Source organism: Streptomyces sp. NPDC030809 (assembly GCF_055572195.1).
Genome location: NZ_JBVIDV010000001.1, coordinates 148,977 through 162,258, shown reverse-complemented (window position 1 = coordinate 162,258; position 13,282 = coordinate 148,977). Strand labels below are relative to the sequence as shown.

Annotated in this window: 10 protein-coding genes and 1 pseudogene; 6 read left to right on the top strand and 5 right to left on the bottom strand. The window is 76.3% G+C overall.

The features are described 5' to 3' along the window. Window positions 1-349: 349 nt before the first annotated feature. Entirely contained in the window at window positions 350-958 is a 609-nt protein-coding gene (locus ACZ407_RS00715) for a phosphoribosylanthranilate isomerase (protein ID WP_468124306.1), read from the bottom strand. A gap of 179 nt (window positions 959-1,137) precedes the next feature. On the opposite strand from ACZ407_RS00715, the gene ACZ407_RS00710 reads away from it, so the two are divergent. The 3 genes and pseudogenes from ACZ407_RS00710 to ACZ407_RS00700 form a co-directional block, all read left to right on the top strand. After that, window positions 1,138-1,701, top strand: coding sequence for a TetR/AcrR family transcriptional regulator (locus tag ACZ407_RS00710; RefSeq protein ID WP_468124304.1), 564 nt, complete (start codon window positions 1,138-1,140; stop codon window positions 1,699-1,701). Window positions 1,702-1,771: 70 nt separating this feature from the next. Continuing rightward, complete coding sequence (locus tag ACZ407_RS00705; RefSeq protein ID WP_468124303.1) at window positions 1,772-2,398, top strand: GNAT family N-acetyltransferase; 627 nt, start codon at window positions 1,772-1,774, stop codon at window positions 2,396-2,398. A 129-nt stretch (window positions 2,399-2,527) separates the two neighbouring features. Then, a pseudogene (locus tag ACZ407_RS00700) lies at window positions 2,528-2,749 on the top strand (helix-turn-helix domain-containing protein); the annotation flags it as partial. A 57-nt stretch (window positions 2,750-2,806) separates the two neighbouring features. Here the strand turns inward: ACZ407_RS00700 and ACZ407_RS00695 are convergent. Both ACZ407_RS00695 and ACZ407_RS00690 read right to left on the bottom strand, forming a co-directional pair. Beyond that, a complete protein-coding gene (locus ACZ407_RS00695; RefSeq protein WP_468124302.1) occupies window positions 2,807-5,257 on the bottom strand; it encodes a helicase associated domain-containing protein in 2,451 nt (816 codons plus the stop codon). Between the two features lie 123 nt (window positions 5,258-5,380). Further along, complete coding sequence (locus ACZ407_RS00690) at window positions 5,381-6,289, bottom strand: helix-turn-helix domain-containing protein (protein ID WP_468124300.1); 909 nt, start codon at window positions 6,287-6,289, stop codon at window positions 5,381-5,383. A 76-nt stretch (window positions 6,290-6,365) separates the two neighbouring features. Between ACZ407_RS00690 and ACZ407_RS00685 the strand changes: the two genes are divergently transcribed. The 3 genes from ACZ407_RS00685 (at window position 6,366) to ACZ407_RS00675 (ending at window position 9,366) form a co-directional block, all read left to right on the top strand. Beyond that, window positions 6,366-8,120: a glycoside hydrolase family 35 protein gene (locus ACZ407_RS00685; protein WP_468124299.1), complete on the top strand. Its 1,755-nt coding sequence runs from the start codon at window positions 6,366-6,368 to the stop codon at window positions 8,118-8,120. Window positions 8,121-8,196: 76 nt separating this feature from the next. Next, window positions 8,197-9,069, top strand: coding sequence for a hypothetical protein (locus ACZ407_RS00680; RefSeq protein ID WP_468124298.1), 873 nt, complete (start codon window positions 8,197-8,199; stop codon window positions 9,067-9,069). A gap of 48 nt (window positions 9,070-9,117) precedes the next feature. Beyond that, a complete protein-coding gene (locus ACZ407_RS00675) occupies window positions 9,118-9,366 on the top strand; it encodes a hypothetical protein (protein ID WP_468124296.1) in 249 nt (82 codons plus the stop codon). Between the two features lie 63 nt (window positions 9,367-9,429). Here the strand turns inward: ACZ407_RS00675 and ACZ407_RS00670 are convergent, their stop codons facing one another. Then, window positions 9,430-10,326 carry an ABC transporter permease gene (locus tag ACZ407_RS00670; protein ID WP_468124294.1) on the bottom strand — a complete coding sequence of 299 codons (897 nt, stop codon included), beginning with the start codon at window positions 10,324-10,326 and terminating at the stop codon, window positions 9,430-9,432. 95 nt (window positions 10,327-10,421) lie between these two features. Beyond that, window positions 10,422-13,157 (bottom strand): alpha/beta fold hydrolase, encoded by a 2,736-nt coding sequence (locus ACZ407_RS00665; protein ID WP_468124292.1) that lies wholly within the window; start codon window positions 13,155-13,157, stop codon window positions 10,422-10,424. Window positions 13,158-13,282: the final 125 nt, after the last annotated feature.

The following is a 13,282-nucleotide window of genomic DNA, read 5'->3' as shown; positions in this document are numbered from 1 at the left end:
GGGGGGGGGGGGGGCGTGTGGCAGGGAGAATCCCGTTGCCCGGCGCCAGCCGGGTTGCCTTGGGGCTCCGCCCCAAACCCCGCGCCTCAAACGCCGGCGAGGCTGGACTTTGCCCCCGCCCGGTGGGCAGCCGCGGGCCGTCGTGTCGGGGCTCCGCCCCGAACCCCGCTCCTCAAGCGCCGGAGGGGCTGGGTTTGCCCCCGCCCGGTGGGCCGGCGCGGCCCGTTGTGTCGGGGCTCCGCCCCGAACCCCGCTCCTCAAGTGCCGGAGGGGCTGGGTTTGGCCCGCTCCGTGGGCCGCCCCGCGCCGGAGGGGCTGGACTGTGCGCGGGGGCGGATTGCCCGGTGGGTCAGGGGGTGGTGCGGGCCGCGTGGATGAAGGATTCGATGAGGGCGGGGTCCTTGATGCCGCGCGCGCTCTCGACGCCGCTGGAGACGTCCACGCCCCACGGCGCAACCGCGCGCACCGCCTCGGCGACGTTGGCCGGCGTCAGGCCGCCCGCCAGGAGCCAGCGCCCCGCGGGGGCGGTGAAGTCCGGGGAGCCCCAGTTCCACGGCTTGCCCGAGCCGGGGTCGGGGGCGTCGAGGAGCAGCAGGTCCTCGCCGAACCCGCCGCATTCCAGGGGCAGTCCCGTGGTGGCCGTGGCCCGCAGCAGCGTGCGGCCCGGCCGGCGCAGCGCCGCGTAGTACTCGGGGCCCTCGTCACCGTGCAGCTGCACGGCCCGCACCCCGCTCTCCTCCGTGAGCGCGCGCACCTCGTCCAGCGGCTGCCCGCGGAAGACGCCCACGGTCAGCACGTGCTCGGGGACCCGCTTCGCGAGCCGCCGCGCGGTGGCGGCGTCGACCAGCCGGGGGCTGGCGGCGAAGACGAAGCCGACGGCGTCGGCCCCGGCCCGCACGGCGGTGTCCACGTCCCGCTCGGTCCGCAGCCCGCAGATCTTGATGAACAGCTCACTCATGGGGCCAGTCAACCACCCGGGACGGGTCCGGCGGGCCCCGCGTTCGAGGGGCGGGACACCGGGCCGGCGGACGGGGCGGCGGACTGCGGTCCTCCGATCGGTTAACGTGCACGGTGAGTGCCACTGCAAGCGCAGTGGCCTCGGCCCTCCTCCGTACGTCCCATCCCCGAGAGGTCCCCATGCGCCACAATCCGGGCCGCCGTGCCGCGCTCCTCGACGCGGCGATCGAGGTGCTCGCACGGGAGGGCTCCCGCGGGCTCACCCTGCGTGCGGTGGACTCCGAGGCCGGGGTGCCCACCGGAACCGCCTCGAACTACTTCGCCAACCGCGCACAGATGCTCGCCCAGGTGCTGCACCGCACCCGCGAGCGGCTCGTGCCCGACCCGGCGGAGCTGGCCGGCCCCCTCGACACCGGCGCCCTGCTCCGCGGCCTCCTCGCGCGGATGCGCCGGGAGCGGAGCGTCCACATCGCCATGCTGGAGCTGCGCCTCGAAGCCACCCGCCGACCCGAACTCCAGGCCGAGCTGACCGCGTTCCTCCGCCTGGAGCTGGAGGCGAACATCCGGTTCCACCTCGACAGCGGGCTGCCCGGCGAGCGCACCGGGGTGGTCCTCCTGTACCTCGCGATGCTCGGCCTGATCGTGGACGACCTGACCGCTCCCGGCATCCTCGACGCGTACCCCGCGGAGGAGCTGATCGACGCCCTGGTGGCCCGCGTCCTGACGCCCCCCGCGGAGGGCTGAGCCCGCGGGCCGGACCGGCCCCCCGTAAGGTGGCCCCGTCGGGCAGGAGGGCTTGCGGGGGAGGCGCGACATGCCGGAGAACGCATCCGGGACGGACGGGACGGACGGGACGGACGGGACGGACGGGAGGGGCGGAACCGCCGGGAGCGCGGGGCTCGTGCTGGTGCGGCTCGCGGCGGAGCACGCCGCGGCGGTGCTCGCCTTCGAGCGCGAGAACCGGGCCTGGTTCGCCCGCTCGGTGCCCGACCGCGGCGACGCCTACTTCGCGGACTACACCCCGCGCCACGAGGCCCTCCTCGCCGAACAGGCCACCGGACTCTGCCACTTCCACGTCCTGCTCGGCCCCGGCGGCGCCGTCCTCGGCCGGGTCAACCTCGTGGACGTCACCGACGGGAACGCCGAACTCGGCTACCGCATCGCCGAACGCGCCGCCGGCCGCGGCCTGGCCACGGCCGCCGTCCGGCTCGTCTGCCGGCGCGCGTACGAGGAGTACGGCCTGACCGGGCTCACGGCCCTGGTGGCGACGGACAATCCGGCCTCCGCGGCCGTGCTGCGGCGCACCGGCTTCCGGGCCGCCGGACCGGCCGACGTCGGGGGCGCGCCCGGCCTGCGGTACGTACGCCCGCTCGGTCCGCACGACGCGCCGGGACCGGGGTGCGCCGGCGCGGAACTTCATCTTCCGCGCATCGAGCATTAGATGATCTTACGGTCGGGTGCACGCGAGTCCGCTGGTCAGGCGGCACCGGAAGGACTTTGATGGCAGGTGACGTCCGGTCGTACCGGCGTGGCAGGTCTGTCCCGTTCGTTCGCATCAGGGGGAGTACTGATGGACATCGACACCGACACCGACCACTCCACGAAGGACTCCGCTCCCACCCTCATCGGCTCCGTGCAGCGCGCCCTGCGGCTCGTGGAGGCCCTGCACGCCGAAGGCCCGGCCACCGCCAAGCGCCTGTCCCGGCTCACCGGGATCCCGCTGCCCACCACCTACCACCTGCTGAGGACCCTCACCCACGAGGGTTACGTCCGCCGCGAGCAGGGCGCGTTCCGCCTGGTCGCCGGCCTCCCGCTCGCCTCCTGAACCCCCGGCCGCCCCAGCCGCCCGCTACCGCCGCGCCGCCCACGGCTCGGCCCACCGCATGCCGAGCGCATCGAGCTCCGCCACCCGCTCCGGGCTCAACCGGGCGGCCCTGCTGCGGGCGTTGGCGATCCACGCACCCAGCCGGAACGCCTCCCCGCCGACCGTCTCCACATGCGTGCGCGGCACCCGCAGGTGCCCCTCGCGTTCCGCGAACTGCCGGGCCGCCGCGAGGTTCGCCGCCCACTTCTCCGGGTGCGGCACCCGCGGCGGCGGCCGTTCCTCCTCGCTCGCCGGGCCGATGCCCAGCATGTGCCGCAGCAGCCACTGCCGGGCGGGCCCCAGATCCTCCCAGCCCAGCCGCTGGGCCTGCACCCAGGCCCCGAGGTCCTCGCCCTGCACCACGCTCTCCCCGGCGGCCTGCGGCACCCGCCCGCCGGCCTCGGTGTGCAGCCGCACCAGGCGGAAGCAGCGCTGCCAGGAGATCGGCCAGTCCGGGCACCAGCCCGCGTCGATCGCCTCCAGGGCCTGCCGCCGCTCCTCGGACAGCGCCCCCGGGGACTCCGGGTCGCGGCGGGCGGCCGCCCGGTTGTTCTTCAGCCACACCCCGAGCGGGTAGCCGTGCCAGGTCGTGTCGAGCGGTGCCAGCAGGTGGCCGTGCTCGGCGGCCCAGGCCCGCGCGGCGGCCAGGCCCTCCTCGAAGGCCACGTCGAAGTGCGACCAGACCATCCCCAGCGCGTCCAGCCGCGCCACCCGCTCCGTCGAGAGCCGGCCGGTCTTGTGCGCGCGCCGGGCGTCCGCCACCCACTGGCCCAGCGGGAAGCCGGCCGGCAGCCCGGCCGGGGCCGAGGGGCCCTCCGGCGTCCGGTACCCGAACGGCACCCGCAGGTCCCCGTATTCCACGGCGTACCAGGCCGCGGCCGCCAGCCCCCGGTTCCAGTGCGTGGTCTCCGGGCTCAGGATGCGCAGGTTGATGAACGCGGCCAGCGCCGCCGGGTCCCGCGGCACCGAGAACTTCAGCAGCTCGCGCGCCGGCCCGCTGAGCGTCTGCCGCCCCGCCGCGCCCGCCCCGCGGCCCGTGGGCTGGTACGAGCCCGGCGCCTGCGGCTGCGCGAGGGCCTCCACCACCCGCGCGTCGTGCGCCCGCAGCGCCTCCAGCAGGCGGGCCAGGTCACCGTACGCCCGCGAGGTCAGCATGTCGTCCGGCCGCTCGCCGGGGCCCAGCAGGACGGGCACGACCAGCGAGGCCACCTTCCCCTCGCCCGGCCGGATCCGCAGCGCCCGGCCCACCGCCTGCACCAGGTCCGGCATCGAGCCGCGCACGTCCGCCCAGAACACCGAGTCGCAGGACCGCGTGTCCACGCCCTCGCCCAGGACCCGTACCGAGCTGAGGAAGGCGTTCCGGGCGGTCGCGAACTCGTCCAGCACCTCCTTGCGGTGCGCGGGACGGTGCTCCCCGCACAGCCAGTCGGCCCACACCTCGCGGGGGAACCGCGCCCGGTCGGTGCGGTGCAGCCGCTTCGCGACCTCCGGCAGGCCCGCCGCGAAGGCCTCCGCCTCCTTCGTCAGCTGGTGGAACACCAGGGTCCGGCCGAGCCCCTCCTCGGCGGCGGCCTTCACCGCGGCCGTCTGGAGCGCCGCGAGCCGGGCCCCGCGCACCGCGTCCGAGCGGGCGTCCGCCCCGAGCAGCACCGCAGCCTGGAACCCCGGGTCGGTCACGTCCACGCACACCACCTGGTACGGGGCGACGATCCCGCGGTCGATGGCCTCCGACAGGGTCAGCTCGTGGCAGACGCTGCCGAACGGGCCGTTCGGGTCGTCCTCCATCGAGGCCACCAGCTCGCCCCGCCCCGCCCCGTCGGCGCCCCGGCCCGGGCGCCCGGCCCGTCCGGCCGGCTCCTCCTCGCCCGCCTGCCACAGCCGCGGGGTGGCCGTCATGTACAGCCGCCGGGCCGCGGGCACCCGCTCGTTGTCGTGGACCACCGCCCAGGCCTTGCCGATCCGCCCGGAGGTGCGGTGCGCCTCGTCCACGACCACCAGGTCCCACGGAGCCAGCCCGGCGCGGTGCGCCCGTTCGATGGTGCCCAGGCCCAGGGAGGCGTACGTGGCGAACACCGTGACCCGGTCCGCCCCCCGGCACCAGGCGGCCAGCTGCCCGGCGTCGGTCGTGTTCGGGAAGCCGGCGTCCGCCTCCCGCAGGGAGGAGACCCCGAGCACCGGCCCGTGCCGCCCGGCCGCCCGCCAGGAGGCCGCGGACTGGGTCAGCAGGTCCAGTGAGGGCACGAGCACCAGGACCCGCCGCGCCCGCAGCTCCTCGGCGGCGCGCGCCGCCACCAGCGTCTTGCCCGAGCCCGTGGCCATGATCACCTGGGTGCGCAGCCCCCGCCGGGTGTGCGGGGCGCGCGGCGGCAGCGCCAGAGCGCGCAGCACGGCGTCGACCGCCTCCCGCTGATGCGGCCGCAGGTCCATCCGTGCCATGTCGTTCTGCCTTCTCCGTGGACGCTTCTCCGTGGACGCCTCCCGCTCACATTCTGGTGCACGGAGCGCCCGGTTCCGCGCCGGTGGGCTCAAGGGCACCCCTCTTGTCGCAGGTCAGCCCCCTCAGGCCGCCGGGTCGCCGGCCGCCGCGGCGGCCGGGCCCAGGGTCGGCGGCCGGGACGGATCGGGCACCTGGTGGGACCAGCCGCCCGGCACCGTACGGCCCTGCTGCTCGCGGAAGCGCACCGGCGCCACCCCCACCCGGCGCGTGAACAGCCGGGAGAAATAGCCGGGATCGTGGTAGCCCACCCGGCGGGCCACCGCCGCCACCGGCAGGTCCGTGGCGGCCAGGAGCTCCTTCGCGCGGCCGAGCCGGATGCCCAGCAGGAAGTCCTTCGGGCTGCATCCGGAGCCCCGCCGCACCACCGTCCGCAACTCCGCCGGGCTCATCCCGTGCCGGGCGGCGTGCTCGGCCACCGACAGCGGCAGGAACGCGTCCCGGGTCAGGGCCTGGAGCACCGGATGGCCGTCGGGTGCGGTGTCGGCGCGGGCCCGCCGGAGCACCACGAGCAGCTCGTGCACCGCGGCCGCCGACTCCACCTCCAGCAGCGGATTGCCCCGGTGCGCGGCCCGCGCGATCCGGCCGACCACCGCCCGCGCCCCCGCCGCGTCCCCCAGCGGGACCACCGGCCGGTCCGGCTCGATGAAACCGAGCTCGGTGTACGTCGCCGCCGCCGGGCCCGTGAAGTCGACGAAGCACTCGTCCCAGCCGGTCACCGGATCCGCCCCGTACGCGTGCTCCCGGCCCGGGACCAGCCAGATCAGCGCCGGGGCGCGGACCCGCAGCCGGGTCCCGTCGGGGGTGCGGTACCAGCCGCCGCCGGCCGACACCACCACCGCCACGTGGTGGTCGAGCGTGCGCGGCCCCACCGGCGGCAGCGTCCCGTACTGGAGGCCCACCCCGAGGCAGACCAGCCCGAGCCGGTGGTGCACCGGTCCGGGCGTGAAGTACCGCATCCACGTGTGATACACCGGCCCGTTCCTCCGTCCATGCATGGCCGATCTTTGTCCATGGACCCGCGGGCCGCCAGAGGGAGAAGCTGGGGCGGTGAGCGAATTCCGAGTGGGCGAGGAACACTTCGAGCTGGACGGCCGGCCGGTGCGGCTGCTCTCCGGCGCCCTGCACTACTTCCGGGTGCACGAGGAGCTGTGGCGGCACCGGCTCGCGATGCTGAAGGCGATGGGCCTCAACTGCGTCGAGACGTACGTCCCGTGGAACCTGCACGAGCCGCACCCGGGGGAGTACCGGGACGTGGCCGCCGTCAGCCGCTTCCTCGCCGCCGTGCACGAGGCGGGACTGCGCGCGATCGTCCGGCCCGGCCCGTACATCTGCGCGGAATGGGAGAACGGCGGCCTGCCGTACTGGGTGACCGGGGCCCTGGGGAGCCGGGTGCGCACCCGTGACGCCGACTACCTGACCTGCGTGGACGCCTGGTTCGCCGAACTGCTGCCCATGATCGTCCCGCACCAGGCCGACGCGCCCGGCGGCGGCCCGGTCCTCATGGTGCAGGTCGAGAACGAGTACGGCTCCTACGGCTCGGACGCCCGCTACCTGCGCCACCTCGCCGACACCCTGCGGGCCGGCGGGGTGACCGTACCGCTGTTCACCTCGGACGGGCCCGAGGACCACATGCTCACCGGGGGGTCCCTGCCCGGGGTACTTGCCACCGCCAACTTCGGCTCCCATGCCGCGGACGCCTTCGAGACCCTGCGCCGGCACCAGCCCAAGGGCCCCCTGATGTGCATGGAGTTCTGGTGCGGCTGGTTCGACCACTGGGGCGGTGCGCCCGCCCGCCGCGACCCGGCCGGGGCCGCGGCCACCCTGCGGGAGATCCTCGGGCTGGGTGCGTCCGTCAACCTCTACATGGCGCACGGCGGCACCAGCTTCGGCGGCTGGGCGGGGGCCAACCGGGCCGGGGAGTGCCACGACGGCCCGCTCCTGCCGGACGTGACCTCGTACGACTACGACGCACCGGTGGACGAACGCGGGCGCCCCACGGCCAAGTTCGAGGCCTTCCGGGAGGTGCTGCGCGAGTACGCGGAGGAGCCGCTGCCGGAACTTCCCGAGCCCCCACCGGAGTTGGGTGCACCGGCGGTGGCCGGGCTGGCTTCCTGGACCTCGCTCGACGAGGTGCTCGCCTCCCTAGGCGGCACCGAGCGGACCTTCGGGACCCCGCCCACCTTCGAGGAACTCGGCGTGGACCGCGGCCTGGTGCGCTACCGGGCCGCCGTCCCCGGCCCCCGCCGGCCGTACCTGCTCAGCGTGCCGGGGCTGCGCGACCGTGCGGTGGTCTTCGTCGACGGCGAGCCCGCCGGCCACCTCACCGAGGAGCGGCACCGGCTGCCCGCGCCGGTGCCGGGACCGGCCGTGGTCGACCTGTGGGTGGAGTCCCTGGGGCGCGTCAACTACGGCCCCCGGCTGGGCGAGCCGAAGGGGATTACGGGCGGCATCCGCCACGAGCGCCAGTACCTGCACGGGGTCCGCGCCCGCGGCCTGCGCCTCGACGCCTTCGACGACGCCGTCCGGGTTCGCGCCCTGCCCTCCGGCCCGGCCCCCGCCGGCGCCCCCGGGCTGTACCGCGGCACCGTCCGCCTCACCGCGCCCGGGGACGCCTCGCTCACCCTGCCCGGCTGGACCCGCGGCTTCGCCTGGGTGAACGGCTTCAACCTGGGCCGCTACTGGTCCGAGGGGCCCCAGCGGGAGCTGTACGTTCCCGGCCCGGTCCTGCGCACGGGCCCCAACGAGATCTGGATCCTGGAACTGGAGGCGAGCCCGGCCGACCCGTCCGTGCACCTCGACTAGCGTCCGCACCCGGCGGATTCCCCTGTTCCGTACACGCATCAATGCCGGCCCGCCGGGGAGGCGATAGCCTCGGCGGGTGGCCGAAGGGAACGGGCGGAACGAGGGCGAGGCGCGGCGGGACCGCGTGGTGGTCACCGGCCCCGGCATCGTCTCCCACGGCGCCACCGCGTCCGAGATCTGGAACCTCCTGCTCGCCGGCCGCAGCAAGGGCGACGACCGGGAGGCGCCGGCCGCCACGCTCCGGCACCGCCTCTTCGCGGATTTCCTGGACGAGGCCGCCGAGCCCTGGTCCTCGTACGAGACGACCCGTGCCGGACAGCTGTGGAACCGCCACCGAGTCGTCAACTCCTATGAGTCGAGCGTCTTCTGGCTGCTGGGGCACGGCAGGCCCCCGGTCGGACCGGACGACCCGGTCGCCCGCCTGATCACCGAGGCCCTCGGCGCCGCACCGGACGAGCGGCTCATCCACGAGCTGCGGTCCGCGTACGAGGACCCCTGGAAGCCGCGCTTCGCACGCCTGGACGTTCCCGCGGCGCGCCACCTGCCCGCCGCCTTCGCCGGGCCGAAGCGCCAGGACGGCCCCGAGGGCCCGGAGGTCCACGGCGCCTACGTGCTCTGCGCAGGCTTCGACAACGCCCCCCGGGTCGCCGCCCTCCTGCTCGAAGGACTTCGCGAAGCCTGGCCGACGGCCCCGGCCGGCCCGTCCGGTGCGGGGACCCGCCCCGGACTCGCCGAGCTGGCGCACCTGTTCGCCGTCTGGCTGGACGACCTCAGAGGCCTCATCCAGCTCTGCCTGACCCGGTCCTCGTACGCCTACGTGGACCATCCGCCCCCGCACGCGTCCTCGCCGTGCGGGGTGATCCGCATGGCCGCACCGGAGATCCCCCGCGGTCCGCAGACCCGGCTCCACCTCGATGCCCCGGCAAACACCCGGGCGCAGGCTGCCTGACTCCCCGGAGCAGGCGCCGCCGCGCCCGCTCATCGACATGGAGTTGCAGTGCAGATCATCAACACGGCCCTCGCCGCCCTCGCGGAGAACGGCGTGGAAGCGACGGCGGTCGCCCTCGGCTCGGCCGTCTTCGGGCCGCCCGTCGTCAAGCGGCTCTTCTGCGTCACGCGGGAGTTCTGGGGACCCAAGGTCACCCGCCTGCGCAGGGTGATCGCCGACCGGGTGGCGCCCTCCGAGCCGCCGGAGGCCGCGGCGGCCGCCCCCGAGGAGTCCGTCCCCCAGCCCGAGCAGGTCTGAGCCTCCCGCGCCGGCGCCGGCAGCCCCGCACCGCGGGCTGCCGGCGTCCGGCCGCCGGCGGGCTCAGGACGTGATGTCCTTGCGGGCGAACCCGCGGAAGGCCAGGGCGAAGAGGACCAGGGCGTACGAGGCGGACACCGCCGCGCCGCGCACCATGCCGCCCGGCTCCAGCTGCGGCTGCAAGGCGTCGATCCACGCGAACTGCCAGTGCGCGGGCAGGAATTCGCGCCACGAGCCGAGCGCGGTCACGGCGTCGAGGACATTGCCCGCGATGGTCAGGCCCACCGCCCCGCCGACCGCGCCCAGCGGCGCGTCGGTGCGCGTGGAGAGCCAGAACGCCAGTCCGGCCGTCACCAGTTGGGACACGGCGACGTACCCGACGGCGATCGCGAGCCGGGGCAGGGCGGGGGCCTCCAGCGTGCCGCCCGTGGGCAGGTGCAGCGGGCCCCAGCCGTACGCTGCCGTCCCCACGGCCAGTCCCACCGCGGGCAGCAGCACGATCGCGGCCAGGCTGAAGCCGAGCGCCACCACGAGCTTGCTCCACAGCAGCCGGGCCCGGGGCACCGGGGCCGCCAGCAGGTAGCGCAGGGAGGACCAGCTCGCCTCCGAGGCGACCGCGTCCCCGCAGAACAGCGCCACCGGCACCACCAGCAGGAACCCGGCCGACACGAACAGGCAGGTCGCCGCGAAGTTCACCCCCGAGGCCGTGGCCACGTCGATCAGCGTGATCCGCCCGGCGCCCCCGCCCCGGTCGTCCGAGGGCCCGCCGCCCACCGCGAACGCCACCACCAGCACGAACGGCAGGGCCGCCAGCACCCCGCCCATCACCAGCGTGCGCCGGCGCCGCCACTGCCGCAGCGCCTCCACGCGCAGCGGCAGCGTGCGCCGGGCCCGGTAACCCGGCGCCGCCTGCCCGACCGGATCCTGCCCGACCGGATCCTTTCCTCCCGGACCCTGCACCCCGGGATCCTCCACCGCCGGACCCCGTGCGCCCGGACCCTGCCCCGCCACCCCGTCCCCTTCCGTCCGCTCCGTCAGTCCACCGCCGGCCGCGTTCACGCCGGGCCTCCGATCAGGGTCAGGAAGGCGTCCTCCAGCCGCCGGTGCGGGCCCACCCCGGTCACCGGCAGGTCCAGCCGCACGAGTTCGGCGATCAGCTGCGCCGGGCCCGCGCCGTCCAGGCGGACCAGCAGCCCTTCCTCGGCCACCGCCACCGAGGCCACCCCTTCCAGCGCCGCCACCTTCCCGGCCGCCGCCGCGCCGGCCGGCGGCTCCGCCAGCGTCACCAGCAGGGTGTCGCCCCCGCCGGTGATCTCCGCCACCGGTCCCGCCTGCACCAGCCGGCCCCGGTCCATCACGACGAGATGCATACAGGACTGCTCCACCTCGGACAGCAGGTGGCTGGAGACGATGACCGTCCGCCCGGCGGCCGCGTAACGGATCATCACCTCGCGCATCTCGCGGATCTGCGGCGGATCCAGCCCGTTCGTCGGTTCGTCGAGGATCAGCAGGTCCGGCAGTCCCAGCATGGCCTGGGCCAGCGCCAGCCGCTGCCGCATGCCCTGCGAGTACGTGCGCACGGCCCGCTCCAGCGCCTCGCCCAGCCCGGCGATCTCCAGGGCCTCCGCCAGGTGCGCGTCCTCGGCCGGCCGGCCGGTGGAGCGCCAGTACAGCTCCAGGTTGGCCCGCCCCGACAGGTGCGGCAGGAAGCCCGCGCCCTCCACGAACGCCCCGACCCGCGACAGCACCGGCGCACCCGGCCGGACCGCGTGCCCGAACACCCGGACCTCCCCGCCGTCCGGTGCGATCAGCCCCATCAGCATCCGCAGCGTGGTCGTCTTCCCCGCGCCGTTCGGCCCCAGCAGGCCCAGCACCTGGCCCCGCCCCACCTCGAAGGACAGGTCGCGGACCGCGTACCGGTCCGAGCCCTTCGCGTACCGCTTGGTCAGCCCGGTGATCCGCAGCGGCACCCCGGCGAGGTCCGGGTCCGGCGCAGGCACCGGGCCCGCACCGCGCCGGTGCGCGTCCACCAGGAGGGCCGCCGCGAGCAGCACGGCGGCCGCGGGCAGGCCCCAGGTCCACCAGGGCAGGCCGCCGCCCCCGCCGGTCAGCTCCGGCGCGAGCGGCACGCCGAGCGGCCCCTCGACGGCCACCGCGTACCCGGCGGGCTGCGCGGGGGTGGCGTACCCGAGGTCGGTGGCGGCCAGCACCAGCCGCAGCCGGTGTCCGGCCGGTACGGAATGGTCCACGGCGGGCAGCGTCAGGGTGACGGTGCGGCCCCGGCCGGCGTCCGGCACCCGCACGGGGGAGACGAGCTGCCCCGGCAGCACCTGCCCGCTCCCGTCCGGTCCCACGTCGTAGACCTTGGCGAAGAGCACGGCCGCACCGTCGGGCGCGCCGGAGCGCACGCGGACGCGCACCCGGGGCGAGCCGGTGAGGTGCAGGCCCCCGGCCAGCGGGGCGGAGTCGAACCGGGCGTACTGGCCCGGGAAGTCGAGGGAGGGTCCGGGGCCGAACGCCGGGAGCCGCCCGCCGATCCCCGGCAGCGAGGAGACCGCGGGCGGGGCGCCGCCGGGCGGGTTGGCGAACTCCTGCTCCGGCCCGGTCAGGGGAACCTGCTGCCGCCGACTGCCCCCGAGTCCCGGATAGCGGGCGGCGGACGCCCCGCTCAGGCGCACCTCCCCGTCCGTGGTGTCGATCCCCCCGGTGCGCGAGACGCGGAAGGCCGGCCCGGTGTCCGCCGACCGGTCCTCCTTGAGGTGCCGGTCGAACCAGGCGGTCACCCGGGAGGCGACGCGGTCCGACTCGCGCGGCCCGCCGTCGTGCCCGCCGGCCGCCCAGTCCACCGCGACCGGCGCCCCGTTCGCGGAGATCGCCCGGGCCGCCGCGTCGGCCTGGCCGAGCGGGAACAAGGAGTCGCCCTGCCCCTGCACGAGGAGGGCCGGGACCCGGATCCGGCGCGCGACCGCGGACGGGCTGCGGCGCTCCAGCAGGTCGCGTGCGGCCGCATCGGGCCGGCCCGCCACCGCGACCCGCTCGTAGAGGGCGCACAGTTCGGCCCGGAACCGCCCGCAGCGCACGGCCGTCCCCGGGGCCCCGGCGGGGTCCGCCCCGGCCTCCGCCGCCGCGGCCCCGCCGCCGGGACCGGCTGCGGAACCCGGCCCGGACCCCGCCGGGGCCCCGGCCCCGGAGCCGAAGAGCACCCCCGCCCACTGCTTCTTGAACACGCCCTGCGGGAAGAGCGCCTCCGCCAGGTCCCAGTACGCGATCACCGGCGCGATCGCGTCCACCCGCCGGTCGTACCCGGCCGCGAGCAGGGCCGCCGCACCCCCGTACGAGGCCCCCGTCACGCCCACCCGGGGGTCCCCGGCCGCGTCCAGCCGGACCTCCGGGCGGGTGGCCAGCCAGTCGACCAGCCGGGACACGTCCTTGACCTCGTACGCGGGATCGTTGAGGCCGATCTGCCCGCCGGAGGCCCCGAACCCGCGCGCCGACCAGGTCAGGACCGCGTACCCGGCCCCCGCCAGCCGCTCGGCCTGGGCCCGCACGTCCTCCTTGCTGCCGCCGAACCCGTGCCCGAGGAGTACGGCGGGCCGCCGTCCGGGGCCGCCCGCGGTGAAGTACGAGGTGTCGATCGCGGCGCCCGGCATCCGGAGCACCCGGTCCGTGCGCCGCACCTCCGGTGCTCCGCCGGAGGCGGTGGCGCTCCAGGTCCCGGCCCCGGCGGCCAGCAACAGGGCCGCCGCACCGGCGAACAGGCGCCCGCGGCGCCCGGGCAGTCTGATCTGCATGGTCGAACACTAAACGGCCGTCCGGGCCCGGGCTGCGGACCCAGGGCGGAACCGTCCGCCCTCCCCGAGGCGTACGCGGCGGCCCCGGCATACCGCACCCGCGGTAGCCGCCCGCCGTCCACCCC

Excerpts from the sequence above, each read along its gene's own strand:
- ACZ407_RS00665 (WP_468124292.1), bottom strand. The coding sequence starts at position 13,157 with ATGCAGATCAGACTGCCCGGGCGCCGCGGGCGCCTGTTCGCCGGTGCG.
- ACZ407_RS00705 (WP_468124303.1), top strand. The coding sequence starts at position 1,772 with ATGCCGGAGAACGCATCCGGGACGGACGGGACGGACGGGACGGACGGG.
- ACZ407_RS00715 (WP_468124306.1), bottom strand. The coding sequence starts at position 958 with ATGAGTGAGCTGTTCATCAAGATCTGCGGGCTGCGGACCGAGCGGGAC.
- ACZ407_RS00710 (WP_468124304.1), top strand. The coding sequence starts at position 1,138 with ATGCGCCACAATCCGGGCCGCCGTGCCGCGCTCCTCGACGCGGCGATC.
- ACZ407_RS00695 (WP_468124302.1), bottom strand. The coding sequence starts at position 5,257 with ATGGCACGGATGGACCTGCGGCCGCATCAGCGGGAGGCGGTCGACGCC.